A 26,253-nucleotide genomic window follows, 5' to 3' on the forward strand; every position below is an offset into this window, starting at 1 on the left:
GCACAAGCACTCGAATAGCCAAACTGGCACGCTTCGTGCTTCCTATTTTGCGAGGCCGAAAGGCCACGAAATCGGCGTCCAAGGACGGGCGCCCCGCAGGCAAAGCTGCCGATCAGAGATTCGCGCTCCCGGATGTACGGACGCGAGGTTCTGGCCGGCAGCTTTTTTCGTTTCAATCAAAGTCATTCGACGGGTCTCCCACCCGTCTCAAACCGGAGTGCGACATGATAGACAGGCCAGCATCCAAATCTCATCTCCGCATGGACCGCCGCAGCTTCCTCAAACGGGCCGCTGCCACTTCGGCCGTGCTTGCCGCGGCGCGCCAGCTCCTTCCATCGGGCGCGTATGCGGCCGCCGCCGGCCCCGAAGTGTCGGGAGCCAAACTTGGCTATATCGCACTCACGGATGCCGGCCCCCTGTTCGTCGCCAAGGAAAAGGGTTTCTTCGAGAAGCATGGGATGCCCGATGTCGAGGTGCTCAAGCAATCTTCCTGGGGAACGACGCGCGACAACATCGTCCTTGGGTCGGCCGGGAACGGCATCGACGGCGGTCATATCCTGACTCCGATGCCTTACCTCATCACCTCGGGCGCGATGACGCAGAACAACCAGCCTACCCCCGTCATGATCCTCGCGCGCCTCAACGTCGCGGGTCAGTGCATTTCGGTTGGTCAGGAGTATGCCGATCTCAAGCTGGGCGTCGATGCCACACCGTTCAAGGCCGCGCTGGAAGCCAAGAAGGCCTCCGGCAAGGAGGTAAAGGCAGCGATGACCTTCCCGGGCGGAACGCACGACCTGTGGATTCGCTACTGGCTGGCCGCCGGCGGCATCGACCCGAACAGCGACATCTCGACGATTGTCGTTCCGCCGGCTCAGATGGTCGCCAACATGAAAGTCGGCACCATGGATTGCTTCTGCGTCTGCGAGCCGTGGAATGAACAGCTCAAGAACCAACAGATCGGCTACACGGCCCTGACGACAGGCGAACTCTGGGACAAGCATCCCGAAAAGGCGTTCGCGCTGCGCGCCGATTACGTCGAGAACTATCCGAACGCCACCAAGGCGCTGCTGATGGCCGTCATGGAAGCCCAGCAGTGGTGCGAGGACATGGCCAACAAGGAGGAGCTGGCTCAAATCTGCGCCAAGCGCAACTGGATCAACGCCCCCTTCAAGGACGTCGTCGATCGGATGAAGGGAACCTTCGACTACGGCAACGGCAAGGTGGTCGAGAACAGCCCGTTCATCATGCACTACTGGGCGAACCACGCCTCCTATCCGTTCCGCAGCCACGATCTCTGGTTCCTGACCGAGGACATTCGCTGGGGCTACCTTCCGGAAAGCACCGACACGAAGGCGCTCATCGACAAGGTCAACCGCGAAGATCTGTGGCGGGAGGCTGCCGGGGAACTCGGCGTCACGGACATTCCGACCTCGACCTCGCGCGGCAAGGAGACCTTCTTCGACGGCAAGGTGTTCGATCCGGAGAATCCCGGCGCCTACCTGGAGAGCCTTTCGATCAAGCGAATGGCCTGAAGTCCGACAGCCGCCGGCTCACCGGCCGGCGGCCCCTGACCTGGATCGAAATCATCAAGGAGTCCGATATGACAGCCTCGGCTGCAAAGACGATCATCTCGCCGGTCAGGCCGTTACGGCCGGCGGCGAGCGTCCACGCTCTACCGATCGCCCGCAAGGCCCTCTCTCGCAAGCTGGTTGATGGCGCACTGTCAATCGCGGGTCAGGTGGTGCCGCCGCTCGTCACCCTGGCGCTGCTTGTCGGACTATGGCAGGCACTCTGTTCCGGGCCGACCTCCGCCCTGCCGCCCCCCTCGCAGGTCATCAGCGATACATGGGATCTCATCGTCCACCCGTTCTATGACAACGGCGGCAACGACAAGGGCATGGGCTGGCAGTTGCTCGCGAGCCTTCAGCGCGTGGCACTCGGCTACGCGTTGGCAGCCGTCGCGGGAATAGCTCTGGGCGTCCTCGTCGGTCAGTCGAGCCTGGCGATGCGAGGGCTCGACCCGATATTCCAGGTCCTGCGCACGGTACCGCCCCTGGCCTGGCTTCCTCTCTCCCTCGCGGCATTCAGGGACGGCGAGCCTTCCGCCATCTTCGTGATCTTCATCACGGCCATCTGGCCGATCATCATCAATACGGCTGTCGGCGTCCGCAATATCCCCTCGGATTATCGAAACGTCGCCCGTGTCCTTCGGCTCAACGGGCAGGAGTATTTCCGCAAGATCATGCTGCCGGCGGCGGCGCCTTACATCTTCACCGGCCTTCGTATCGGCATCGGTCTCTCGTGGCTGGCCATCGTGGCTGCGGAGATGCTCATCGGCGGGGTCGGCATCGGCTTCTTCATCTGGGACGCATGGAACTCGTCCCTCATCAGCGACATCATCCTGGCCCTCATCTATGTGGGGCTCGTCGGGTTCGTCCTCGACCGGATCGTCGCCTTCATCGGCAACCGCGTGACACGCGGCACCTCTGCGTCCTGAGGAGCACGACCATGGCGAACCACTATCTGTCGATCGAAGGCATCGGCAAGACGTTCTCGCGCGGCAACTCCACGACGGAAGTTCTCCGCGACGTGACGCTCGGCGTCGCGAAGGGTGAATACGTTTCGATCATCGGCCACTCCGGCTGCGGCAAGTCCACGCTTCTCAACATCGTAGCGGGCCTCACACGATCGACGGTGGGGGCCGTCTTCCTCGATGGCAGCGTCGTCGATGACCCAGGCCCAGACCGCGCGGTCGTCTTCCAGAACCACTCGCTCCTGCCCTGGCTTACGGTTCAGGAGAACGTCGCTCTTGCCGTCGACAAGGTTTTCAGCGGCAAGAAGTCCGCCGCCGAACGCAGCGAATGGACGATGCACAACCTCGACCTGGTCCATATGGGACATGCCAGGGACAAGCGCCCGGCCGAGATCTCGGGCGGGATGAAGCAGCGTGTCGGCATCGCGCGGGCGCTTGCGATGGAGCCGAAGCTGCTCCTTCTCGACGAGCCGTTCGGTGCGCTCGACGCCCTGACCCGAGCGCACCTGCAAGACCAGGTCATGCAGATTCACCAGTCGCTCGGCAACACAGTGATCATGATCACGCATGACGTCGACGAAGCAGTCCTCCTGTCGGACCGGATCGTGATGATGACCAATGGCCCGGCGGCGCGCATTGGTGAAGTACTCGACGTAACCCTCGAGCGCCCGCGCAACCGCATCGCGCTTGCATCGGACCGGACCTACCTCAAATGCCGCGAGGCGGTGCTGAAATTCCTCTACGAACGGCACCGCTTCGTGGAAGCTGCGGAGTGACGGCGATGACAGAGAAGCTTGTCATCGTCGGCAACGGCATGGCGCCGGGCAGGATGCTGGAGCACCTGTTCGAGGCCGCCCCCGGTCGCTACCAGGTCACCATCTTCAACGCGGAACCACGGGTCAACTATGACCGCATCATGCTCTCGCCCGTGCTCTCCGGCGAGAAGAGCTACGACGACATCGTCATCCACGGCGACGGCTGGTACATCCAGAACGGCGTGACGCTCTACAAGGGCCACAGGATCGTCGCGATCGACCGCGCCGCCAAGACCGTGACCTCGGACATGGGGGGCACCGAGAGCTACGACAAGCTGGTCATCGCCACCGGCTCGGTGCCGTTCATCATCCCAGTGCCCGGCAAGGACCTGCCCGGCGTCATCACCTATCGCGACCTGGATGACGTCAATGCCATGCTGCTCGCGGCGCAATCGCGCGCGAAGGCGGTCGTCATCGGCGGCGGGCTGCTCGGCCTGGAAGCGGCCGCCGGCCTGAAGGCGCGCGGCATGGAGGTAACGCTGATCCACGTCATGCCGACGCTGATGGAGCGCCAGCTCGACCCGGCCGCCGGCTACCTGCTGCAGAAGGCGATCGAGGCCCGCGGCATCGAGGTGCTGACCAAGGCCAACACCAAGGCCATCATCGGCGACGCTAAGGTCGAGGGGGTCGAGCTCGCCGACGGCACGTTCATCCCGGCAAGCTTGGTCGTGATGGCGGTCGGCATCCGCCCGAACGTCGCGCTCGCCAAGGAGGCCGGACTGGAGGTCAACCGCGGCATCGTCACCGACGCCCGCATGGCAACGTCCGATCCCGACATCCTGTCGATCGGCGAATGCGCCGAGGTCGGCGGCCATGTCTATGGCCTCGTCGCCCCCCTCTACCAGATGGCGCGCGTCGCTGCCGCCAGCCTGACCGGTGGCACGGAGGAGCGGTTTGCCCACTCCGACACGCCGACCAAGCTCAAGGTCACCGGCATCGACCTCTACTCGGTCGGCGACTTCGCCGATGGCGACGACCGCGAGGAGATCATTCTGCGCGATGCTTCTGCCGGCATCTACAAGCGCGTCATCCTGCGCGACAACAAGATTATCGGAACCGTGCTGTTCGGCGAGACCGCCGACGGTTCCTGGTTCGCCGACCTGCAGAAGAAGCAGGCCGACATTTCGGAGATGCGCGACACGCTGATCTTCGGCCAGGCCTTCCAGGGAGGCGCCTCCGCGGACCCTCTGGCGGCCGTTGCGGCCCTCTCGGATGATGCCGAGATCTGCGGCTGCAACGGCGTCTGCAAGGGCAAGATCACCGGCGCGATCACGTCGAAAGGCCTGACCGGCCTGGACGACGTACGCGCCCACACCAAGGCATCCGCCTCCTGCGGTACCTGCACGCCACTGGTCGAGAAGCTGATGGTGCTCACTCTCGGCGACAGCTACAACCCCGCTGCGATCCAGCCGATGTGCACCTGCACCACGCTCGGCCACGACGAGGTACGCCGACTGATCAAGGCGAAAGGGCTGAAGACCATCCCCGCGGTGATGCAGGAGCTGGAGTGGAAGACCTCCTGCGGCTGCGCCAAGTGCCGCCCTGCCCTCAACTACTACCTCGTCTGCGATTGGCCTGACGAATATGCCGACGACTACCAGTCGCGCTTCATCAACGAGCGCGTCCACGCCAATATCCAGAAGGACGGCACCTATTCGGTGGTGCCGCGCATGTGGGGCGGCGTCACCTCGGCGCAGGAGTTGCGGGCGATCGCCGACGTGGTCGACAAGTTCGCGATTCCCACGGTCAAGGTCACCGGCGGCCAGCGCATCGACATGCTGGGCGTGAAGAAGGAGGATCTGCCGGCTGTCTGGTCCGATCTCGGCAAGGCCGGCTTCGTTTCGGGTCACGCCTATGCCAAGGGCCTGCGCACGGTGAAGACCTGCGTCGGCACCGATTGGTGCCGCTTCGGCACGCAGGACTCGACCAGGCTCGGCATCCGTATCGAGAAGTTCATGTGGGGTTCCTGGACGCCGGCCAAGGTCAAGATGGGCGTGTCCGGCTGTCCGCGAAACTGCGCCGAGGCGACCTGCAAGGACGTGGGCGTCATCTGCGTGGATTCCGGCTACGAGATCCATTTCGCTGGCGCGGCCGGCCTCGACATCAAGGGCACCGAGGTGCTCGGCCAGGTCCGCACCGAGGACGAGGCGCTCGAGGTCATCGTCGCTCTCACCCAGATGTATCGCGAGCAGGCCCGCTATCTCGAGCGCATCTACAAATGGGCCAAGCGTATCGGCTTGGACGAGATCCGCCGCCAGATCATGGGCGATCCGGAGCGACGGAAGGCCTATTTCGACCGCTTCGTCTTCTCGCAGAAGTTCGCGCAGGTCGACCCCTGGTCGGAGCGGGTCTCCGGCAAGGACAAGCACGAGTTCCGCCCGATGGCGGCCGTGCCGTTCCAGCAGGCAGCGGAGTAGACGATGGACTGGCTCCAGATCGGACATATCGACGACATCCCCCGCCGCGGCGCGCGCTGCGTGACGACGCCGCAAGGCAGGATCGGCGTCTTCCGCACCGCGGATGACCAGGTCTTCGCCATCGAGGACCACTGCCCGCACAAGGGCGGGCCGCTCAGCCAGGGCATCGTCCACGGCACGTCGGTGACATGTCCGCTGCACAACTGGGTGATCTCGCTGGAGACCGGCCAGGCACAGGGGGCGGACGAAGGTTCGGTCAGGACGATCCCGCTCAGGCTGGTCGACGGCCAGATCCAGATAGCGCTCGCCGCGCAGCTGATGGCGGCCGAATGAACATTCCAGGAGATCCCACAGCCGCCGCGGTGAGGACGACCTGCCCCTATTGCGGGGTGGGGTGCGGCGTGATGGCGGACGTCGCCGCGGACGGCTCGGTGTCCGTCCGCGGCGACCCGGATCATCCGGCGAATTTCGGCAAGCTCTGCTCCAAGGGCAGCGCGCTCGGCGAGACGACCGGCCTCGACGGCCGGATGCTGTATCCCGAGATCGCGGGCCGGCAGGCGTGCTGGGACGACGCGCTCGATCTCGTCGCGAAACGCTTCACGGATACGATCGCCGCGCACGGGCCGGATTCGGTCGCCTTCTACGTCTCTGGCCAGCTTCTCACCGAGGACTACTACGTCGCCAACAAGCTGATGAAGGGCTTCATCGGCTCGGGCAACATCGACACGAATTCCCGCCTCTGCATGGCCTCGTCCGTCGCCGGCCACCGTCGCGCCTTCGGCGAGGACGTGGTGCCGGGCACCTACGAGGATTTCGAGGAGGCCGACCTCGTCGTCCTGACCGGGTCCAACACCGCCTGGTGCCACCCGATCCTCTACCAACGCCTGCTCGCGGCCCGGCGAACGAGAGGGACGAAAATTATCGTCATCGATCCGCGCCGCACAGCGACAGCGCAGGAGTGCGACCTTCATCTCGCAATCGACCCCGGCACCGATGTGCTGCTGTTCAACGGCGTGTTAGCGCACCTTGCCCGCTCGAACGTGATCGACCAGAACTATGTCGGCGCGGCGACCTCCGGCTTCGCCGAAGCCCTGTCCGCCGCGCTGGCCGATGCGCCCTCGTCGGCGAGTGTTGCCACCGGCTGTGGCCTCGCCGAGGCCGACGTGCAGCTGTTCTTCCAGCTCTTCGCCGGCACCGAGCGCACGGTCACCGTCTACAGCCAGGGCGTCAACCAGTCCTCGCGCGGCACCGACAAGGTCAACGCGATCGTCAACTGCCACCTCGCCACCGGCCGGATCGGCAGGCCGGGCATGGGACCGTTCTCGGTCACCGGCCAGCCCAACGCGATGGGCGGCCGTGAGGTTGGCGGGCTCGCCAACCAGCTGGCGGCCCATATGGGCTTCGAGAGCCCGGAAGACATCGACCGCGTCGCCCGCTTCTGGCGCGCGCCCAACATTGCCAGTAGGCCGGGCCTAAAGGCGGTCGATCTGTTCCGCGCCGTCGGCGAGGGGCGTATCAAGGCGTTGTGGGTGATGGGCACCAATCCGGCGGTGTCGATGCCCGACGCCGGCCGCGTGCGCGCCGCGCTGAAGAGCTGCGAATTCGTCGTCGTCTCCGACATCACCCGCACCGACACCACCCGCTATGCCGACGTCTACCTTCCCGCCGCCGGCTGGGGCGAGAAGGACGGCACGGTCACCAATTCCGAGCGCCGAATCTCGCGTCAGCGCGCTTTCCTGCCGCCGCCGGGCGAGGCGCGGCCGGACTGGCGCATCGTCTGCGACGTTGCCCGCCGCATGGGCTTCGGCGACGCCTTCGCCTATGACGGTCCCGCCGCGATCTTCCGCGAACACGCCGCGCTGTCGACTTACGAGAACGGCGGCCGACGCGTCTTCGACATCGGCGCGATGGCCATGGATGAAGCTGCCTACGACGCCATGCCCCCCCGGCATTGGCCTGTTGCGGAGGAAAGCGTCTCCCATCACCGCCTCTTTGCCGACGGCCGCTTCCCGACTCCCGACGGGCGCGCCCGCTTCGTCGCCGTCAGGCAGGATCGCCTCGCGCGGACGGTCGATGCGACCTTCCCGATCGCGCTGAACACCGGCCGTCTGCGGGACCAGTGGCACACTATGACCCGCACCGGCCGCGTGCCGAGGCTTGCCGCCAACACGCCGGAAGCGATGATCGATATAAGCGCGGCCGACGCCGGCGCCTACGGCCTGGCCGACGGCGATCTCGCCCGCGTGACCAGCGCGCAGGGAACCGCCCGCGCCAAGGCGCGCATCACCGATACGGTCCGCCCAGGGCAAGCTTTCCTGCCGATGCACTGGAGCGGCTCCTTTGCCACCAACGCAGCGGCGGGCTCCATCTCGACGCCCGATGTCGACCCGATCTCCGGCCAGCCGGAGCTGAAGCACACGCCTGTCCACATCGCGCGCGAGGAAATCAACTGGACCGCGGTACTGCTGACCCGGCGCGACCTGCGCCCCACCGGCTTCGTGCACTGGAGCCGCCACGCTATCGAGGGCGGCTGGGCGTACGATCTGTGCGGCACGGAATCGCCCGACCAGGGCATCCTGCTCGCGCGTTCCCTTCTGCCCGACGTCCGCCCGGAGCATCTGGTGGAATATCGCGACCGCCACGGCCGCACCTACCGCGCCGCCTCACTGGACGAGGCCGGGACGTTGGCCGAGGTTATGTTCGTCGCCCCCACAGGCGAACTGCCGCCGCGCGACTGGCTGCAACTCCTGATCGGCTCGCGCCAGCCGCTTTCCGCCGCCGAGCGCATGGCGCTTCTGTCCGGCCGCTCGCCGGTGCCGATGGCATCCACGGGCCGGATTGTCTGCTCCTGCTTCAATGTCGGCGTCAACCAGATCGCCTCGGCAGTGGCAGCGGGCTGCTCGACCGTCGAAGAGGTCGGCCAAAGCCTGCGCGCCGGCACCAACTGCGGTTCCTGCCGCTCAGAGATAAGGACCATCATCGATGCAGGTCGTCTCCAGGCAGCCGAGTGAAGAAGCCCCGGCGCGGATCCGACCGCTGTCGGTCCTGCCGGTCTTTCTCGACCTCGCGGGAAAACGCACCGTCGTCGCGGGTGGCACGGACGCGGCCGCCTGGAAGGCCGAGCTGCTCGCGGCGGCCGGCGCCACGGTCGAGGTCTTCTCGCCCGAGGACGAACTCTCCGACGAAATGCGCCGCATCGCGGAGCGCGAGCCGAAACTGACCATCCATCCCCGGCGCTGGGAGCCGGCCAGCCTGCGCGGCGCGGCTGTCGCCCTGGCGGACGCGGGAAGCGACGACGAGGCCACCGCCTTCCGCGATGCCGCCCGGCACGCAGGCACGGCGTGCAACGTCATCGACAGGCCGGCCTTCTGCGACTTCCAGTTCGGCACAATCGTCAACCGTTCGCCCGTGGTCATGGGCATCTCGACCTCCGGCGCGGCCCCCATTCTCGGCCAGGCAGTGCGCCGCCGCATCGAGACGTTGCTGCCACCCTCACTGGCTAACTGGGCCGCTTTGGCCCGCACGGCCCGAGAGCGGGTGGCGGAGACGCTAACGCCCGGTCCGGCCCGCCGCGCGTTCTGGGAGACGTTCGTCGACCTCGCCTTCGGCCCAGCTCCGTCCGAAGCAATTGCCCAGAACATTTCCACCGCGCTCCGTTCCTCTCGCGAGGCCCCGCGCGGCAAGGTCATCTTCGTCGGCGCGGGACCGGGCGACGCCGAACTACTGACGCTCAAGGCGGTGCGCGCGCTGCAGGCGGCCGACGTGATCTTGTTCGACGACCTGGTCTCCGACGACGTGCTCGAACTCGCCCGCCGCGAGGCAAAGCGCATCCTCGTCGGCAAGCGCGCCGGCCGGCCGAGCTGCAAGCAGAGCGAGATCAACGCCCTGATGGTGAAGCTTGCCCGCGCCGACCGACATGTGGTCCGGCTCAAATCAGGCGATCCGATGATCTTCGGCCGCGCCGGCGAGGAGATCGCCGCGCTGGAGGCGGCCGGCATCGGCTACGAAGTCGTTCCGGGCGTCACCGCAGGCCTCGCACTCGCCGCAACGCTCGGGGTTTCCCTCACCCACCGGGACATGGCGAAATCCGTCCGCTTCATCACCGGCCATTCCAAGTCGGGCGGCCTGCCACAGGATGTCGACTGGCGGGCAGCCGCGGACATGTCCGCCACGACGATCTTCTACATGGGTGCCCGCACCGCCGGGCTCATTTCGGAGCGCCTGATCGCCGAGGGCCTGTCGGCGCAGACGCCCGCGTGCGTCGCCGCCAATGTGGGACGGCCGGGCATGCGTTGCGAGAGGACTGCCCTGCACGACCTCGCCCAGGTAACCGCCAACTTTGACCGCGCGACGCCCATCCTCATCGGCGTCGGACAGGTCTTCGCGCCAAGGCTCGTCACTGCGCAGACAGAGGCTGGCGGCGGCCTCGGTGCTGGCCTTCATGCAATTGGTTGACGCTGTGTTCAAGACGCGGGTTTGACCCGCGTCAATGCGATGGAGGGTGCATCTGGAGCCAATGGGGACGGTCTTTCACACCGAAACAGGAGTCCCTCACATGTCCACGCAAACCACGGAAGCGTCCACGCCACGCCTTTTCATCCCCTTCCTCGGCGGCTTCTACGACACGGTCGCGCAGCCGCTGAGCTGGCTCATCCTGCGCGTCTTCGTCGGCGGCGCTCTCGCCATTGAAGGCTGGGCGAAGATCCTGGCACCATTCGCACAGACCGGCTTCGTGGAAAGCATCGGCTTCTATCCCGGCTGGTTCTGGTCGCCTTTGCTCGCGGCTATGCAGTTCTTCGGCGGCATCGCCATCGCGCTCGGCTTCCTGACGCGGCCCGTCGCGCTCGCCAATGCCGTGATGCTCGCCATCACCTGGTGGTTCCATTACAGCCACTCGTATGGCGACGCGTTGCTGACCCAGGCCGGCATCGACATCGTGAAGGCCGGGGGCAACGACCTCTTCACCGCCAACGGCCTGCAGCGCCTGGCCGATGGCGGCGCCGCTTTCCTGCACCAGGTACAGGACAAGGCGACCTTCCTTTCTGCGATCTGGACCGTAGGCGTGCTGTTCTTCGCTGGTCATGGAGGCGGCCCATTGTCGGTCGACCGCGCCATTGGCAAGGAATTCTGAGCCGCTCGATCGTTCCGTGCTAAAAGGGTGCCGCTTGCGGCGCCCTTTTCATGCGCAAGCCGCCTCTACGGCACGAGTACCGCCGCGCCGCTGAGGCGGCCCTGCCGCAGGTCGTCGAGCGCCTCGTTGGCGCGCTCGAGCGGATAGGTGGTCGTATGCGTGCGGACTTGCGCCGCCCGCGCCACCGGGAAGAACTCCTCGGCGTCACGGCGCGTCAGGTTGGCGACCGACACCAGTTCCCGCTCCTCCCACAGGATCGCATATGGCATCGAGGGTATGTCGCTCATGTGAATGCCGCCGCAGACGACACGACCGCCTTTGCGGACGGCCTTCAGCGCAGCGGGAACGAGATCGCCGACCGGCGCGAAGATGATCGCGGCATCAAGCGGCACCGGCGGCGCCTCATCCGACCCGCCTGCCCAGTTCACGCCGAGGCTGCGCGCGAAGCGCTGGGCTTCGGCATCGCCCGGCCGCGTGAAGGCGTAGACCTCGCGACCCTGCCAGGCGCAGACCTGGGCGATGATGTGGGCGGCCGCGCCGAAGCCATAGAGGCCGATACGCCTGCCCTCTCCCGCGCGCTTGAGCGACCGCCAACCGATGAGCCCGGCGCAGAGAAGCGGGGCAGATGCACCCGGATCGGCATCCGCGTCCAGGTCGAAGGCGAAATCCGAATCTGCCACGACATGCGTCGCGAAACCGCCATCGCGGGTATAGCCGGTGAACAGAGGCGCATCGCAGAGATTTTCCGAGCCGGAGCGACAATAGGGGCACGCGCCGCAAGTGTGGCCGAGCCACGGGACGCCGACCCTCCGCCCCAACCTCGCCGGCTCGACGTCCGGGCCCACGGCATCGACGATCCCGACGATCTCGTGCCCAGGCACCAGCGGCAGCTTTGGATGTGTCAGGTCGCCGTCGACGACGTGGAGGTCGGTCCGGCACACTGCGCACGCTTCGACCCTGAGCCGGATCTCGCCGACGCCAGGCATCGGATCGGGCCGTTCGACCGGCACGAGCGGCATGCCAGGCTTTTCGAGCACCATTGCCTTCATTGCGACACCCTCACAGAGCCGGTCGACCGGACCCAAGGCTGACATTTTCGCGCGTCACACTTCCCCGATCTTTGATCCTGCTCAAGGGAAGAGGGCACCGTCGTCCGTAGATTGACGGCATCTGCCACCAGATGGGAGCGCCCTGCCCATGAAGACGATCCTCACCGTCACCAGCCCGGACCTCGACGACACGGACCTGAAGCTCGCCGCCACGCTGTGCGAGGAACACGGCGCGCATCTCGCCGTCCTCGTCGTCAAGCTCGCAGCTGCCCCGCCGATCGGCGGCTATGCCGCGATCGTATCGGACGCATGGCTCCAGGAGCGGGAGGCCGACAAAGCAAGCCTGAAAGAGCGGACCGCGGCGGTATCCGACCTGCTCGCGACCCTGTCGATATCGGCCGACGTGTCGAGCGACTATCCCGAGGAACCGTGGGTGGACGACATCGTCGGCCGGCGCGCCCGCTATGCCGACCTCACGCTCGTCGGCCCTCAGCTTCTGCGCGGCGGCATCCTGAAGAGCAAAGTGATCGCCGGCGCCCTGTTCTCGTCCGGCAAGCCGCTGCTGCTCGTGCCGCGCGGCTCGAGCCCGACGCTCAGGCCGAGGCGCGTGGTGGTCGGGTGGGATTCGAGCCTGGAGGCGTCCAACGCGGTCGCCAGTGCGCTCGACATCCTGTCCACGGCGGAGGACGTCCGCCTGCTGCTGGTCGATCCCGTCGAGGGAGAGAGCGGCCAGGGCGCTGAACCCGGCGCCGATGCCGCCGCCTATCTCGCGCGACACGGCGTCAGGGTCACCGTCGACCGCCGTCCGAGCCAGGGCCGTTCGATCGCCGCTGTTTTGCGCCAGCACGCTGTCGACACCGCGGCCGAGCTGCTGGTGATAGGTGCCTACGGTCATTCCAGACTGGAGGAACGGATCTTCGGCGGGGTGACGAAATCGATGATCGACGAGCCGCCGCTGCCGATCCTGATGGCGCGCTAGTACATTGGGACGAACCACCTCGCGGCAGGCGCGTTTCCATCGATAGCGCCCGCCACGGGATTTTTCGGCCCTTTGGACCGACAAGCGGAAGGAGCCAGCATTGATCACCGACGAGCAGACCGATGCGATTGCATTCCTCACCGATCCCTCGACGCACGGGGTGACCGGCCCGGTCGAGACCATCGAAACCCACATCTCGCACATCGTTCTCGCCGGAGAGCGCGCCTTCAAGATGAAGCGCGCGGTGAAGCTCCCCTATGTCGATTTCTCAACCCCGGCCCTGCGGCTCGCCGCATGCGAGAAGGAGGTCGAGTTCAATTCCGAAACGGCCCCCGGCCTCTATCTCGGCGTGCGGCGCCTGACGCGAGACGCCGGCGGACGTCTCGACTTAGACGGCGAAGGCGAGATGGTCGACGCGGCCATCGAGATGAGACGTTTCGACCAATCCGCCCTGCTCGACCGGATGGCCGGAGCGGGCAGGCTGACGCCGGCCCTGATGACCGACACCGCGCGGATGATCGTCCGTTTCCACCGTGGCGCGCCGGTCGTCCATGCGGGCGGCGGCGCGGCCAATCTGGCGGGCGTGCTCGACATCAACCGGGCCGGCTTCGCGACAAGCCATGTCTTCTCGACGGACGAGGTCGAGCGCTTCGACGCTGCTTTCCGCGTAGCACTTGCGCATCATGCCGCCCTGCTCGACCGGCGGGAGCAGGCGGGCAAGGTGCGGCGCTGCCATGGAGATCTCCACCTGCGCAACCTCTTCCTCGACCAGGGCGAGCCGCGCCTGTTCGACTGCATCGAGTTCAACGATCAGATCGCCACCGTGGACGTGCTTTACGATCTCGCCTTCCTGCTGATGGACCTATGGCACCGCGACCTGGACGAGCTCGCCAATCTGGTGATGAACCGCTACCTGGACGAGGCGGACGATGAAGACGGCTTCGTGCTCCTCCCCTTCCTCATGGCTGTCCGGGCCGCCGTGCGGGCGCATGTCACTGCGACGCAGGTCGAGGAAGGCGCGGACCCGTCCGGCAAATTGGAAAGAGAAGCGCGCGCCTATTTCGACCTCGCTACCCGCCTGCTACCCCCCCATCCGCCACGCCTCCTCGCCATTGGCGGGTTGAGCGGCACGGGCAAGACGACGGTGGCCGAGGCGCTGGCGCCGCATGTCGGACCGCCGCCCGGCGCGCGCATTGTCGAGAGCGACCGCATCCGCAAGGCGCTGCACGGCGTCGCAGCCGAAACGCGCCTGCCGGACAAGGCCTATCGGCCGGAAGTGTCCGATCGCGTCTATCGCGAGATGGCCTGGCGGGCCGGTCTCATCCTGTCCGAGGGCGGCTCGGTGGTAGCGGACGCCGTCTTCGAACGGCCGAATGACCGCGCCCGGATCAAGCAGGTCGCCGACGAGCGGGATGTCCCCTTCGACGGCATATGGCTGGAGGCGCCGGCCGACGTGCTCTGGCAGAGGGTCGGGCAGCGCTCCGGCGGCCCTTCCGACGCAACCGTCGACGTCCTGTCCCGCCAGTTGCAGCGGGACGCGGGCGAGATCGGCTGGCGGAGGCTCGACGCCGCGCGCCAGCCGGCCCGCATCGTCGCCGACATTCTGGCATTCACGAAAAAGGGCGAGCCCTCGGCCGCATGACCGGGGCTCGCGTCGCCGTTCAGGCGGCCGTCTGCGCGGCCATGTCCCCGGCGATTGTCGCGGCGTCCTTGCGTGCTTGCTTCGCCGCCTCGGACGCGAGCTTCGAACCGAGGGAAGCGAGCCGGCTGGCTTCGCCCGCATAGTCGGACGCGGCGTTCTGGGCAAAGGTGCTGAGGATGTCGAAGGCGTCCTTCATCTCCTCGCTCGCGGCGAGTTCCTCGGCAAGTTTCGCATCCTGCTCGTAGCGGCGTTTCAGGAAGGCGAGGCCCTCGATCTGATAGCGCAGCAACGCGCCGAATGCCTGCGCCTGGATCTGCATTCCCGCCTGGATCGCGTTGCGTCCCTCAGCCAGGAACGGTACGGACGGCGCTTCAATGGTGGAAGTCGTCTTCTTCGTCGCCATGTTCGATCTCCGCTTGCGTATCGCTTGCAGCAAAAACGCTAGCCGAGAAAGCCGGAGGCGCATTGACTTCGATCAAGCGCCCTATCGCTGCAGCACAAAGACGCCCGGCGCATCGTCGAGTGGCGGAAGGCTATGATCCGGCGCGCCCATCGGCGGCGGCGCGACCCTCGCGGCCTCGGAATGTAGTGCGAGCCAGTCAGTCCACGCCTCCCACCACGAGCCCTGCCGTGCGTCGGCCGACGCCGTCCACTCGTCCGGGCCGATCGACACGCCATCGGCGTGTTTCGTCGCGATGCGATAACGGCGGCGCGGCCTGCCGGGCTCGCTGACGATGCCGGCATTGTGACCGCCGCTGGTGAGCACGAAGGTGAGCTCCGTGTCGGTCAGGTCGTGGATCTTGTAGACCGACCGCCACGGCGCGACATGGTCCCGCTCCGTGCCGACCACGAACATCGGCGCCCTGATGTTCTGAATCGCCGCCGCCCTGCCCTCCACCATCAACCGTCCAGCCGCCAGGTCGTTGTCGAGATAGAGCTTGCGCAGATATTCGGCATGCATCCTGTAGGGCATGCGGGTCGTGTCGGCGTTCCACGCCATCAGGTCGAACATCGGCTCGCGCTCGCCCATCAGATAATTGCGCACCATGCGCGACCAGACGAGGTCGTTGGTCCGCAGCATCTGGAAAGCGCCGGACATCTGGTCGGCGGAGAGATAGCCGCGGTCCCACATCATGCTTTCGAGCAGGTGCAACTGGTCGTGGTCGATGAACAGCGCCAGTTCGCCGGGCTCGGAAAAGTCCGTCTGAGCGGCAAGCAGCGTGACGGTGGCGAGCCGGTCGTCACGCGCGCGCGCCATCGCCGCGGCGCCGATCGCGAGCAGCGTCCCGCCGAGGCAGTATCCCGCCGCATGGATCCGTCTGTCCGGAACGATCGCCGAGACGGCATCGACGGCGGCCATGAGGCCCAAACGGCGGTAGTCGTCCAGACCGAGGTCCCGGTCCTCGGCGGTCGGATTGCGCCACGAAATGCAGAAGACCGTATGGCCCTTCCCGACCAGGTAGCGGATCAGCGAATTGGCCGGCGACAGGTCGAGGATGTAGTATTTCATGATCCAGGCCGGCACGATCAGCACCGGATCGGCGAACACGTCCGGCGTCGTTGGCGCGTACTGGATCAGCTCGATCAGGTGATTGCGGAACACCACCTTGCCGGGCGTGACGGCCACATCCTTGCCGACGGCGAATTCCTCCGCGCCGACCCGCGGCTGCCCGTTTACCCTCCGCGTCTGGTCCTCGATCCAGTTGGCGAAGCCCTTCACAAAGTTCATGGCGCCCGTCTCGATCGTGCGGGAGATGATTTCCGGATTCATGAACGGCACGTTGGACGGAGAGAACAGGTCAAGCATCTGCCGCGCCATGAAGGACACGACATCCTCGTGGTGCGGCGACACGCCCGGCACCTCATGCGTGACGTTGTGCCACCATTGCTGGGTGAGCAGGAAGGATTGCGCCCATATGCTGAAGGGCGGTTTCCGCCACGCCTCGCCCGAGAACCGGTCGTCCCCCGGCAGCGGCTCTATCGTCGGCGGCGCGTCAGGATCGGAGTCGAGCGCAGCGACATGCGCCAGAAGCCGTGCGGACTTGCGGGCCGCCTTGTCGGCGAGCTCCAGCCGCTTGCCGGGCGCCGCCATCAGATGCGTCCACCAATCGAACTGCGCCATCGCCAGCGCCGTCGGCGACAGGCCTGCGCTCATGCGCGCCGTCATCGCCTCCCGCATCCTGTCGATGGCGCGAAACGCCTCGCTGCCCAGTTCCTCGCGGGCCGGCACCGGCGGGATCTCTGGAGCCTGAACGGTGGGCCTGGAAGTCTGTCTCGCGTCTTTCATGCCGCTGACGATAGCAGGCCGGACACGCAGGTGGATTGATTTCACTCAATCCGCCGGACACCGGCGCGAGGGTCAGACGAGAAGCGTCGCCGCCGAACGGTATTCGGCCTCCAGCCGGTCGACCAGGGCGGCGACATGCGGCAGATCGTCGATCGCGCCCACGCCCTGCCCCGCAGCCCACAGGTCGCGCCAGGCCTTGGCGTCCGTCGTGCCGAAGTTCAGCTTGTCGGGCGGCGTGAGATCGTCGGGATTCTTGCCCGCCGCGGCGAGGCTGGCGCGCAGGAAATTGCCGGGCACGCCGCTGACAGCCGGCGTGTAGACGATGTCGGCGGCCTTGGCGTCGAGGATCATCTGCCGCTGCCGCTCCACCGCCATGCTCTCGGCCGTCGCCATGAAGCGGGTGCCCATGTAGACCATGTCCGCGCCCATCAGCCGTGCCGCCGCCACCTGGCGCCCGGTCGAGATCGCGCCGCCGAGCAGGAGCGTACCGTCGAAGATCTGCCGGATCTCGTGCAGCGCCGCGAACGGGCTGATCAGCCCCGCGTGGCCGCCCGCGCCATAGGTTACGGCAATCAGCCCGTCGACGCCCGCCTCGGCGGCCTTCGCCGCAAATCTCAGGTTCGTCACGTCGTGGAACACCAGCCCGCCATAGCCGTGCACCGCCGCGATCAGGTCGCGGTTCAACCCAAGCGACGTGATGACCAGCGGCACCTTGTGATCGATCGTGATGGCGAGATCAGCCTCCAGACGCGGATTGGACTTGTGCACGACCAGATTGACGCCAAAGGGCGCAGCACCCGGCTCCAGCCTTCCGGCGATTTCGTCGAGCCAGTCGCGATAGCCGTCACTGGTCCGCTGGTTGAGCGCCGGGAAGGAACCGACCGCGCCCGCATTGCATGTCCCGACGACGAGGTCGGGGCCGGAGATCAGGAACATCGGCGCGGCGACGACCGGAAGTCGAAGACGCCCGGCCCAGGAAACAGGTGTCGGCATGCGGAAAGATCCCGAAAGGAAAAATGGCCCGCCGGGGAACGGCGGGCCAAGGCTGGGTGTGTCTCAGTACTGGGTGAAATCCTGCAGCGTCTTGAAGGTCTTGTCCTTCGAATTGAGCTGGTAGATCTTCAGCGCCGTGCCGGAGAGCTGCTTGTCGTTGTCGAAGCTGATCGGCGCCGATACGCCCTGCGTGTCGAAATCCTTCAGCCCGCGCAGCTGTTTGACCGTGCAGGCCCGCGTCAGTTCCTTGCCGCAGCGCTTCATGCCTTCCGCCAGCGAATGCAGGCCGACATAGCTGAGATAGGTGTAGCGATTGATCGCGGCGATCTCTTCGGCCGAGACGTATTTCTTCGCCTTTTCCATGAACGCGTCGATCGCCGGGCCGTTCAGCGCCACGTAGTCGGCGATGAGGTAGTCGTAACCGGCCGGCGCCGCCAGGTTGACCGACGGAGGCATATCCTCCGACCAGACGCCCGCGACCTGCAGGTCCAGCGACAGCTTGCGCGCCTCGCCCAGGATGTTCGCCGCGCCGGCGATGATGCCGCCGTTGGCGAGCACATTGACGCCGGCCTGCTTCATCTGCGCCATCTCGGCGGCGAAATTGGCAGTGCCCTTCTTGAAGCGCACCTTCAGCCCGTCGGTGCCGCCGAACTCCTTGATCGCGCGGTCGTAGCCGTGTTCGATCGCCGCGCCGAAATCGTCGTCCTGACGGATCAGTCCGTAGACCGGCTTCTCCACCTTCATGTTCTCGTGGATGTATTTCAGCTGGCCGTAGAACGCGTCGGAATAGCTCGCGCCGATGGTGAACACGGACGGTCGCACCGGAGTGTAGACCAGCTCGTTCGGCGCGGTGGTGACGATGGTCGGCAGGTTGTTCTCCTCGATCAGCGGCAGCATTGCGAGGATGTTGGCCGACCCGGACGTGCCGTTCAGCGCGAAGATGCCGTCGACTTCGAGAAGCTTGGTCAGCGCCTGGAACGAACGCGCCGGCACATAGCCGTCGTCCTCGGTGATGACCGTGATCTTGCGGCCGTTGACGCCGCCGGCCTCGTTGATCTCGGACGCCGCGATCTTCGAGCCGACGGAGACGGCCTTGCCGATGAAGGACGCCGGCCCCGTCATGATGTTCACGTCGCCGATCTTGATCTCGGTGTCGGTGACGCCGGTCTCCTGTGCGTATGCCGTCGACGCGAGCAGCGTCGCGGCCAGTGCAAGCAATGTCTTCCTCATGTTCATTCCTCCCATTGCGGTCGCGCGTCAGTAAGCGAGCGGCCAGTTGCTCCAGTATTTGCGGATGTCACGCCAAAGCCCGATCAGTCCTTCCGGCTTCAGCCGCAGGAAGGCGATGATGACGACGCCGTAGGTGATGCCGCGGATCTCGTAGACATAGGTCGTGTAGAAGCTCGAATTCGTGTCGGCGAAGGTCTCGAAGAACAGCCGGATCGCCTCGGGCAGCAGTGACAGGAAAATCGCCCCGAGAATGGCGCCGGCGATGGAGCCGAGTCCCCCGAGGATCACGATCGCCAGTGCCTCGATCGACAGGATCAGCGCGAACACGTCGATGTTGACGAAGCGGATCTGCAGCGAGATCAGCGCGCCGGCGATGCCGACGATGAAGGACGACACCATGAAGGCCAAAAGCTTGTAGCGCACGAGATCGACGCCCATGACCCGCGCGGCGATGTCGTGGTCGCGGATCGCCATCCAGGCGCGGCCGATCCGCGAGCGCTGGATGTTGAGCGCTGCGAAGACGACGATCGCAGCGATGCCGAGCGTCGTGTAGTAGAGCGGTTTGCCCTTCTGGATATCAAAGCCGAACAGCTTCGCGCCCGACACGAAGATGCCGTTCGGACCATGCGTCAGACCCTCGGCATAGAGGATGATATGATTGATGATGAAGGCGAAGGCGAGCGTGGTGATCGCGAGATAGAGGCCCTTCAGCCTGAGTGAGGGCACGCCGACCAGGATGCTGATCAGCGCCGCCATCACCCCGCCCGCCGGCAGCGACAGCCAGACCGGCCAGCCATAGTCCATCATCAGGATCGCATTGGTATAGGCGCCGACGGCGAGGAAGCCCGCCTGCCCGAGCGAGATCAGCCCGGTCGTGCCGGTCAGCATGTTGAGGCCCACCGCGCCGACGATCGCGATCAACGTCGAGACGACCAGTGTCACTTGGTAGTTGCCGAGCACGAAGGGTGCGACCAGCGCCAGCGCGAACAGCAGCGCGACGAAGGACCAGACCACCTTGCTGTCGCTCAATGCGACCAGCTGTCCGGTACGTTCCTTGAAATGTCCTGTCCGCATCAGACGCGCTCGATGTCCTTGGAGCCGAACAGTCCGTAGGGGCGGACCATCAGCACGATGATGATGACGATGAAGCCAGAGATCTCGCGCAGTCCCTGGCCGATATAGCCCTGGAACAGGTTCTCGATCAGGCCGATGACGAGGCCGGCCGCGGCCGAGCCGATGACCGAGTCGAGACCGCCGAGGATGACCGCCGGGAACGACTTCAGCCCCTGGAACCACAGGTCCGGCGCCAGCTTGAAGTTCGCCGCGAACAGCACGCCCGCAACCGACGCGATCGCCGCCGACAGCATCCATGCGACCGCGTGGATGCGGCTGACGCTGATGCCGACCAGCAATGCCGCCGTCTCGTTGGTCGCCACGGCGCGCATCGCGATGCCCATACGGCTGAAGCGCAGGAAGGCCCAGCCTGCGAAAGTCAGCACCGCCAGCGCGCCAATGAGATAGAGTTGTGCCGGATAGAACGGCACCGAGCCGACATAGACCACCTCAGTCGAGATGCCGGCGGTGAAGTTGAACGGGTCCGGCCCCCAGATCATGATGGTGATGCCGCGCAGGATGACCGCAAGGCCGACCGTCACCATGACGATGGCGAAGATCGGCTCGCCGAGCATCGGCCGGATGAATAGCCGCTCCAGCACCAGCCCGATCAGCATCGAGATCGGGATCGTCACCAGCATCAGCGGGAAGAACGACAGGTCGAAGGTCGAGTAGAGCGTGAACGAGATATAGGCGGTGAGCATCACCAGCTCGCCTTGGGCGAAATTCACCACGCCGGTCGACTTGAAGATGAGCGCGAAGCCCATCGCGATCAGGCCGTAGGCGGCACCGGAGACGAGGCCGGTGGCGATGAGGAGGAGGAAGAAGTCCATCAGGCCGCGCCTCCGTAGATCGACTGGATTTCGGTGCGGAACTTGTCCTCTATGATCCGCCGACGCACCTTCATCGTCGCGGTCAGCTCGCCGTCGTCATGGTCGAGCTCCTTGGCGAGGATGACGAACTTGCGCACGTTCTCGACGCGAGCGAAGCGGTCGTTGACGCGCCTGACCTCTCCCGAGATCAGCTCGTTGACCTTCTCGTTCTGCGCCAGCGTCCGGTAGGTGGTGTACTGGATGTTCTGCTGCTGTGCCCACTTGCCGGTGGTCTCGAGATCGATCTGGATCAGCGCCGACAGGAAGTTGCGGCCGTCGCCGAGCAGGATCGCCTCGCGGATGTAGGGCGAATCCTTCAGCGCGTTCTCGATCAGCGACGGCGTGATGTTCTTGCCGCCGGACGTGATCAGGATGTCCTTCTTGCGATCGAGCACATGGACCTCGCCGCTCTTCTCGATCTCGACGATGTCGCCCGTGTGCAACCAGCCATCGCTGAAGGCGCGCGAGGTCGCCGTATCGTCGAAAAGATAGCCTTTGAAGATGCTGGCGCCCCTGAGCAGCAGTTCGCCGTCCTCGTCCACCTTCTGCTCGACGCCGGGGATGAGCGGACCGGAGCGGCCGAGCGTTGTGGCGCCGGGACGCTGCGTGTGCGAGACGCCGGCGCTCTCCGTCATGCCGTAAATCTGGTAGACCGGCACGCCGAGGATCCAGAAGAACAAGAGCACCTCCGGCGAAACGGTCGCCCCGCCGCAGAAGCCGTTCTTCACCCGGTTGACGCCCAGGAAGGTGCGCAGGCTGCGGAAGCAGACGAGCGACAGCAGCGCGAACATCGCCCGGTCGCCGAGGCTGGCCAAGGTGCCGCCATTGGCGAGCCGCCGCTCCGCGATCGGTCGGCCACGCTTCATGCAGGCCTCATAGACGCGGCGCTGGAAGGCGGTCGTGTCCTTGACGCGGTAGAGCACGCTCTGCTGCATCTTCTCCCAGATGCGCGGCACGCCGAGGAAACCCTTCGGCGCGATCTCGCGCAGGTTCACAACGACAGTGTCGACCGACTCGGCGAAGGACACGGTGCAACCGGTGACGAGCTGCATCACGGTCGAGAAGCTGCGTTCCGCGACGTGGCAGAGCGGCAAGTAACAGAGCACCGAATAGGTCTCGCGGGTGAGCCCGTGGATCTGCACCACCTGCGAGGCCGAGTGCAGCATGTTGCGATGGGTCAGCATCGCGCCCTTCGGCATGCCGGTCGTGCCCGAGGTGTAGACGATGATCGCGACATCGTCAGGCTTGCCGGCGGCGAGCTGCGCGTCCACCACCTGACCGAGCTTCGCCTCGTTCTTCCGACCAAGTTCGAGAAGGTCGGCGAAGGAGATCAGGCCTGGCTCGCGGTAGTGGCGCATGCCCTTCATGTCGACGCAGACGATATGCTCGAGATCCGGCAGGCCGCCGTCCTTGGCCCGCGCCTCCAGCACTTTGTCCGTCTGTTCCTGGTCGCCGCAGACGACGATCCGCGCCTTCGAATGGCGCACGATATATTGCAGCTCCGGCCAGGGATTGGTCGGGTAGATGCCGAGGCAGGCCCCGCCTGCCATCTGCACGCCGAGGTCGGAGAACAGCCATTCGGGACTGTCGTCGCCGGCAACGGCGATCCGCTCGCCCTGCTTCAGGCCCAAAGCATGCAGGCCGATTGCGACAAGACGTGCATGGTCGAAATAGTCCTGCCAGCTGTAGCGGCGCCACAGCCCCTTTTCCTTGACGCGCAGCGCGAGATCGGAACCGCGTGTCTGCGCGTGGTGCTGCAGCACTTGCGGCATCGTCACGCGCGCGAAATCGATCGCCCCGCTCATGCCGCGCTCCTCTTGGCGCCGAGATAGGCGTCGATCACCGCCGGATTGGCCGCGACTTGCGCCGGCGTACCTTCGGCGATCTTGCGGCCGTAGTTGACGACGCAGACATGATCGGAGATGTCCATCACGATTCCCATGTCGTGCTCGACCATGAACACGGTCATGCCGAGCTCGTCCTTCAGGTCGAGGATGAAGCGGGCGATGTCCTCGCGCTCTTCCTGGTTCATGCCGGACACCATCTCGTCGAGCAGCAGGAGCTTCGGCGACACGGCGAGCGCCCGGCCGAGCTCGACGCGCTTCTGCTGGCCGTAGGACAGCGTGCCGACCGGATGGTCGCGAATGTCCTCGATCTCCAGGAAGTCGATGATCTCCTCCACCCGGTCGCGCGCCTTCATTTCCTCGCGGCGCGTCCGGCCCCAGAAGATCGCGGCAGAGATGGGGTCGGACTTGAGATGGGTGTGCATGCCGACGAGCAGGTTGTTCACCACAGTCTCGTGCTTGAAAACGGCGAGGTTCTGGAAGGTGCGCGCGATGCCGAGGCCGGCGAGCGCATGGGTGGGCAGCCGCGTCAGGTCCTTGCCCTCGAACAGGATGCTGCCGGAGGTGGGCCGGAAGACCGCGCTGATGAGGTTGAACAGCGTCGTCTTGCCCGCACCATTGGGTCCAATCAGCGAATAGATCTGCCCCTGCTCGACGGTGAGCCCGACATCGTTGACCGCGACGAGGCCGCCGAACCGCTTCGTCACTCCGTTGAGTTCGAGAAAGGCGCTCACGACAGCCACCTCTTGCGCCGCTTGTAGTGCTTCACGTCGCGCATGCTCTTCCGTTCCCCGCCGGAGAAGCCGAGGTAGAATTCCTGGACGTCGTCATTGGCGCGCAGCTTCTCCGCCGCGCCGTCGAGCACGATGCGCCCGTTCTCGATGATGTAGCCGTAGGACGCGGTCTGGAGCGCAAGCTGGGCGTTCTGCTCGACCAGGAGCACGGTCATGCCGTTGTCGCGGTTGAGCGACATGACCGCCTCGAAAATGGTGTCGACGATCTGCGGTGCAAGCCCCAGCGAGGGTTCGTCGAGCATCAAAAGCCGCGGCCTGCCCATCAGCGCGCGGCCGATCGCGACCATCTGCTGCTCGCCGCCGGAGAGATAGCCGGAAATCTGCGTCCGCCGCTCCTTGACCCGCGGGAACATCTGGTAGACCCGCTCCAGCCCCTCCGCCGCCTCGGCGCGGCTGCGGGTGAAGCCGCCCATCAAAAGGTTCTCCTCGACGGTGAGCGTCGCGAACAGCGCCCGCCCCTCCGGCACCTGCAGGATGCCCTTCTCGACGATCGCGCGCGGCGAGCGTCCGGAGATCGGCTCACCCTCCAGATGGATCGATCCGCTCATGATCTCCCCATCCTCCTGGTAGAGGACGCCCGAGATCGCCTTGAGGATGGTCGACTTGCCCGCGCCGTTCGAGCCGAGCAGCGCCACGATCTTCCCCGTCGGCACTTCGAGCGAGACGTCGCGCACCGCCTCGATGGCGCGGTCATAGAGGATCTGGATGTTCTTCAGAGCCAGCATGCGTCAGGACCGGGCAGCAAATGAACAAGGCTTATCAATCGGCGCTCCGTCACAGCGGGCGCAGCTCCAGTCTCGGGCAACACGACAGGCCGAGTCACCGCAGCCAACCGGATTCGGCGTCATCAGGCATGGAAACCCAAGCATTGAAACTCATCTTGCCCCTCCCGACATCGTCGCCCGTGCTTGTTGTCTCGTCTTGCACTTGGCTGCGAAATGATGAATTGTGTTCATTAAGAGGATGAACGATCCGGTTTGTCAACGGGGCAATTTCGGAATTGCGTGGAGGGGTGGAATGAAGGGAACGGACATGGCGGCGGAGCTTTCCTGGCCGGCGGCGGGCGTGGCGCGCATCACACTGACCAGGGGTGACACGCACAACACGCTGACGAGCGAGCTCCTTGAGACGCTCGACCGGCTGTTCGACGAGGCCGCCTCTGCCAAGGCGCGGGTGCTGATCGTCACCGGGTCCGGCAAGACCTTCTGCGGCGGCGCCCATATCAAGCTCTTCACCGACCCCGCCTCGCCGCTCTACCGCAACGCCCGTGCGATCCGCGACGACTATGTCAAGCCGATCATCAGGGTGTTCAGACGCCTGCGCGAGGCGCCGTTCGTCACGGTCGCGGCGATCAACGGCTTCGCGCTCGGCGGCGGTTGCGAGCTGGCGCTGTCGTGCGACTTCCGGCTGATGGCGGACACGGCGCGCATCGGCCTGACCGAGACCCGGCTCGGCGCGCTGGCGGGTGCCGGCGGGGTTCAATCGCTCGCCCATGTCGTCGGCCGCGCCAAGGCGCTGGAGATGGCGCTGCTCGGCGACCAGCTGACCGCGGCGGACGCGAAGGCGGCGGGCCTCGCCACGGCTGTCCACCCGGCGGCGGAACTGAGCGACGCGGCGCTCGCCTTCGCCAAAAGGCTATTGCTGTGCAGCCCCATTTCCGTTGCGGAGACCAAACGCGCATTGTACCGCTGCGAAACGGCAGCTCCGGACGAGGCCGACCGAATCGCCCTCGATGCCGTTCTGGCCGCGTCCGCCGGCGCCGAGTGGTGGGAAGGCATGGCCGCGTTCGCCGAGAGGCGGCCGGCGAGCTTCCGGATGGAGGACGGATGAAGAACGGACCAGCACGCCGCCAGGTTTTCAGGCTTTCGCGCGAGCGCCGGGTCGCCGACATCATGGCGGCCGCCCGCGACGTCTTCCGCGAGAAGGGCTACGAGGACGCGCCGATGTCCGACATCGCCGTGCGGGCGAATGTCGTCGAAGGCTCGATCTACCGCTATTTCGAGAACAAGCGCGACCTGCTCGTGAAGGTGATCGAGGACTGGTACGAGGCGATGCTGGCCGACTACGACCAGCAGCTCTCCGGCATCCGCGGCACCCGCAACCGGCTGCGCTTCATGATCTGGCGGCACCTGAAGACGATCCACGAGGAGCCGGCGCTCTGCGACCTGATGTTCCAGTTCCTGCGCACCGGCCGCGACTACAGCCACACCACGGTCTACGAGCTCAACAAGCAGTACACCCGCCGCACGCTCGACATCATCAAGGAAGGCATCGCCGCCGGCGAATTGCGCGGGGACGTGGCGCTGAGACTGGTGCGCGACATGATCTACGGCTGCATCGAGCACCATACCTGGGCCTATCTGCGCGGCGAGGGACAGTTCGATCCGGACGCGACGGCGGACGCCATCGTCGACCTCGTGCTGAGCGGCCTGCAGGTCCGCCGACTGCCCCAGACGCCGGACCTCGCCGACCGGCTGGAGCGAGCGATCGACAGACTGGAGGGCCTGGCCGGCAAGCCGGCCGGCTAAGGCCTGAGACATCACGCGTTGCGCCA

Annotated in this window: 22 protein-coding genes; 12 read left to right on the forward strand and 10 right to left on the reverse strand. The window is 65.9% G+C overall.

The genetic code is table 11. From position 1 onward, the window contains the following. The first annotated feature begins 260 nt into the window (after positions 1–260). From B9Z03_RS22105 to B9Z03_RS22140, 8 genes are all read left to right on the forward strand, one after another. A complete protein-coding gene (locus tag B9Z03_RS22105) occupies positions 261–1,532 on the forward strand; it encodes a CmpA/NrtA family ABC transporter substrate-binding protein (RefSeq protein WP_244561814.1) in 1,272 nt (423 codons plus the stop codon). 68 nt (positions 1,533–1,600) lie between these two features. Next, complete coding sequence (gene ntrB / locus B9Z03_RS22110; RefSeq protein ID WP_085466190.1) at positions 1,601–2,497, forward strand: nitrate ABC transporter permease; 897 nt, start codon at positions 1,601–1,603, stop codon at positions 2,495–2,497. Positions 2,498–2,508: 11 nt separating this feature from the next. After that, entirely contained in the window at positions 2,509–3,309 is an 801-nt protein-coding gene (locus B9Z03_RS22115; RefSeq protein WP_085466191.1) for an ABC transporter ATP-binding protein, read from the forward strand. A 5-nt stretch (positions 3,310–3,314) separates the two neighbouring features. Next, positions 3,315–5,765 carry a nitrite reductase large subunit NirB gene (gene nirB, locus B9Z03_RS22120; RefSeq protein WP_085467811.1) on the forward strand — a complete coding sequence of 817 codons (2,451 nt, stop codon included), beginning with the start codon at positions 3,315–3,317 and terminating at the stop codon, positions 5,763–5,765. Positions 5,766–5,768: 3 nt separating this feature from the next. After that, positions 5,769–6,098: a nitrite reductase small subunit NirD gene (gene nirD, locus B9Z03_RS22125; protein WP_085466192.1), complete on the forward strand. Its 330-nt coding sequence runs from the start codon at positions 5,769–5,771 to the stop codon at positions 6,096–6,098. Continuing rightward, positions 6,095–8,776, forward strand: coding sequence for a nitrate reductase (locus B9Z03_RS22130; protein ID WP_085466193.1), 2,682 nt, complete (start codon positions 6,095–6,097; stop codon positions 8,774–8,776). Before nirD ends, B9Z03_RS22130 begins: the two co-directional genes overlap by 4 nt. After that, positions 8,748–10,220 (forward strand): siroheme synthase CysG, encoded by a 1,473-nt coding sequence (gene cysG / locus B9Z03_RS22135; RefSeq protein ID WP_085466194.1) that lies wholly within the window; start codon positions 8,748–8,750, stop codon positions 10,218–10,220. The genes B9Z03_RS22130 and cysG overlap by 29 nt, the downstream gene beginning before the upstream one ends. 100 nt (positions 10,221–10,320) lie before the next feature. Further along, positions 10,321–10,896, forward strand: coding sequence for a DoxX family protein (locus B9Z03_RS22140; protein WP_085466195.1), 576 nt, complete (start codon positions 10,321–10,323; stop codon positions 10,894–10,896). A gap of 65 nt (positions 10,897–10,961) precedes the next feature. Here the strand turns inward: B9Z03_RS22140 and B9Z03_RS22145 are convergent, their stop codons facing one another. Beyond that, positions 10,962–11,945, reverse strand: coding sequence for a zinc-dependent alcohol dehydrogenase family protein (locus B9Z03_RS22145; protein WP_085466196.1), 984 nt, complete (start codon positions 11,943–11,945; stop codon positions 10,962–10,964). Positions 11,946–12,093: 148 nt separating this feature from the next. Here B9Z03_RS22145 and B9Z03_RS22150 point away from each other — a divergent pair, with 148 nt between their 5' ends. Both B9Z03_RS22150 and B9Z03_RS22155 read left to right on the forward strand, forming a co-directional pair. Continuing rightward, a complete protein-coding gene (locus B9Z03_RS22150; protein ID WP_085466197.1) occupies positions 12,094–12,924 on the forward strand; it encodes a universal stress protein in 831 nt (276 codons plus the stop codon). A gap of 100 nt (positions 12,925–13,024) precedes the next feature. Next, entirely contained in the window at positions 13,025–14,566 is a 1,542-nt protein-coding gene (locus tag B9Z03_RS22155) for a bifunctional aminoglycoside phosphotransferase/ATP-binding protein (protein ID WP_085466198.1), read from the forward strand. Positions 14,567–14,585: 19 nt separating this feature from the next. On the opposite strand, the gene B9Z03_RS22160 is transcribed toward B9Z03_RS22155, so the two are convergent. The 9 genes from B9Z03_RS22160 to B9Z03_RS22200 all read right to left on the reverse strand — a co-directional run bounded on the left by B9Z03_RS22160 (position 14,586) and on the right by B9Z03_RS22200 (position 24,424). Then, positions 14,586–14,969 carry a phasin family protein gene (locus B9Z03_RS22160; protein WP_085466199.1) on the reverse strand — a complete coding sequence of 128 codons (384 nt, stop codon included), beginning with the start codon at positions 14,967–14,969 and terminating at the stop codon, positions 14,586–14,588. Positions 14,970–15,050: 81 nt separating this feature from the next. After that, positions 15,051–16,853 carry a PHA/PHB synthase family protein gene (locus B9Z03_RS22165; RefSeq protein ID WP_085467812.1) on the reverse strand — a complete coding sequence of 601 codons (1,803 nt, stop codon included), beginning with the start codon at positions 16,851–16,853 and terminating at the stop codon, positions 15,051–15,053. 72 nt (positions 16,854–16,925) lie between these two features. After that, positions 16,926–17,846: an NAD(P)H-dependent flavin oxidoreductase gene (locus B9Z03_RS22170; RefSeq protein WP_085466200.1), complete on the reverse strand. Its 921-nt coding sequence runs from the start codon at positions 17,844–17,846 to the stop codon at positions 16,926–16,928. A 63-nt stretch (positions 17,847–17,909) separates the two neighbouring features. Continuing rightward, the gene (locus B9Z03_RS22175) at positions 17,910–19,076 is read right to left on the reverse strand and encodes an ABC transporter substrate-binding protein (RefSeq protein WP_176247594.1); all 1,167 of its coding nucleotides are present in this window, start codon (positions 19,074–19,076) and stop codon (positions 17,910–17,912) included. 27 nt (positions 19,077–19,103) lie between these two features. Next, positions 19,104–20,150, reverse strand: a complete 1,047-nt coding sequence (locus B9Z03_RS22180) for a branched-chain amino acid ABC transporter permease (RefSeq protein ID WP_085466202.1) — start codon at positions 20,148–20,150, stop codon at positions 19,104–19,106. Then, a complete protein-coding gene (locus B9Z03_RS22185) occupies positions 20,150–21,022 on the reverse strand; it encodes a branched-chain amino acid ABC transporter permease (RefSeq protein WP_085466203.1) in 873 nt (290 codons plus the stop codon). Before B9Z03_RS22185 ends, B9Z03_RS22180 begins: the two co-directional genes overlap by 1 nt. Beyond that, positions 21,022–22,866 (reverse strand): AMP-dependent synthetase/ligase, encoded by a 1,845-nt coding sequence (locus B9Z03_RS22190; protein ID WP_085466204.1) that lies wholly within the window; start codon positions 22,864–22,866, stop codon positions 21,022–21,024. The genes B9Z03_RS22185 and B9Z03_RS22190 overlap by 1 nt, the downstream gene beginning before the upstream one ends. Continuing rightward, the gene (locus B9Z03_RS22195; RefSeq protein WP_085467813.1) at positions 22,863–23,639 is read right to left on the reverse strand and encodes an ABC transporter ATP-binding protein; all 777 of its coding nucleotides are present in this window, start codon (positions 23,637–23,639) and stop codon (positions 22,863–22,865) included. The genes B9Z03_RS22190 and B9Z03_RS22195 overlap by 4 nt, the downstream gene beginning before the upstream one ends. Continuing rightward, positions 23,636–24,424 (reverse strand): ABC transporter ATP-binding protein, encoded by a 789-nt coding sequence (locus tag B9Z03_RS22200; protein ID WP_085466205.1) that lies wholly within the window; start codon positions 24,422–24,424, stop codon positions 23,636–23,638. The genes B9Z03_RS22195 and B9Z03_RS22200 overlap by 4 nt, the downstream gene beginning before the upstream one ends. A 292-nt stretch (positions 24,425–24,716) precedes the next feature. Between B9Z03_RS22200 and B9Z03_RS22205 the strand changes: the two genes are divergently transcribed. Further along, the gene (locus tag B9Z03_RS22205; RefSeq protein WP_176247595.1) at positions 24,717–25,529 is read left to right on the forward strand and encodes an enoyl-CoA hydratase/isomerase family protein; all 813 of its coding nucleotides are present in this window, start codon (positions 24,717–24,719) and stop codon (positions 25,527–25,529) included. Beyond that, positions 25,526–26,227 carry a TetR/AcrR family transcriptional regulator gene (locus B9Z03_RS22210; protein ID WP_085466207.1) on the forward strand — a complete coding sequence of 234 codons (702 nt, stop codon included), beginning with the start codon at positions 25,526–25,528 and terminating at the stop codon, positions 26,225–26,227. The genes B9Z03_RS22205 and B9Z03_RS22210 overlap by 4 nt, the downstream gene beginning before the upstream one ends. Positions 26,228–26,253: the final 26 nt, after the last annotated feature.

It is taken from the genome of Mesorhizobium australicum (genome assembly GCF_900177325.1).
Taxonomy (GTDB): Bacteria; Pseudomonadota; Alphaproteobacteria; order Rhizobiales; family Rhizobiaceae; genus Mesorhizobium_A; species Mesorhizobium_A australicum_A.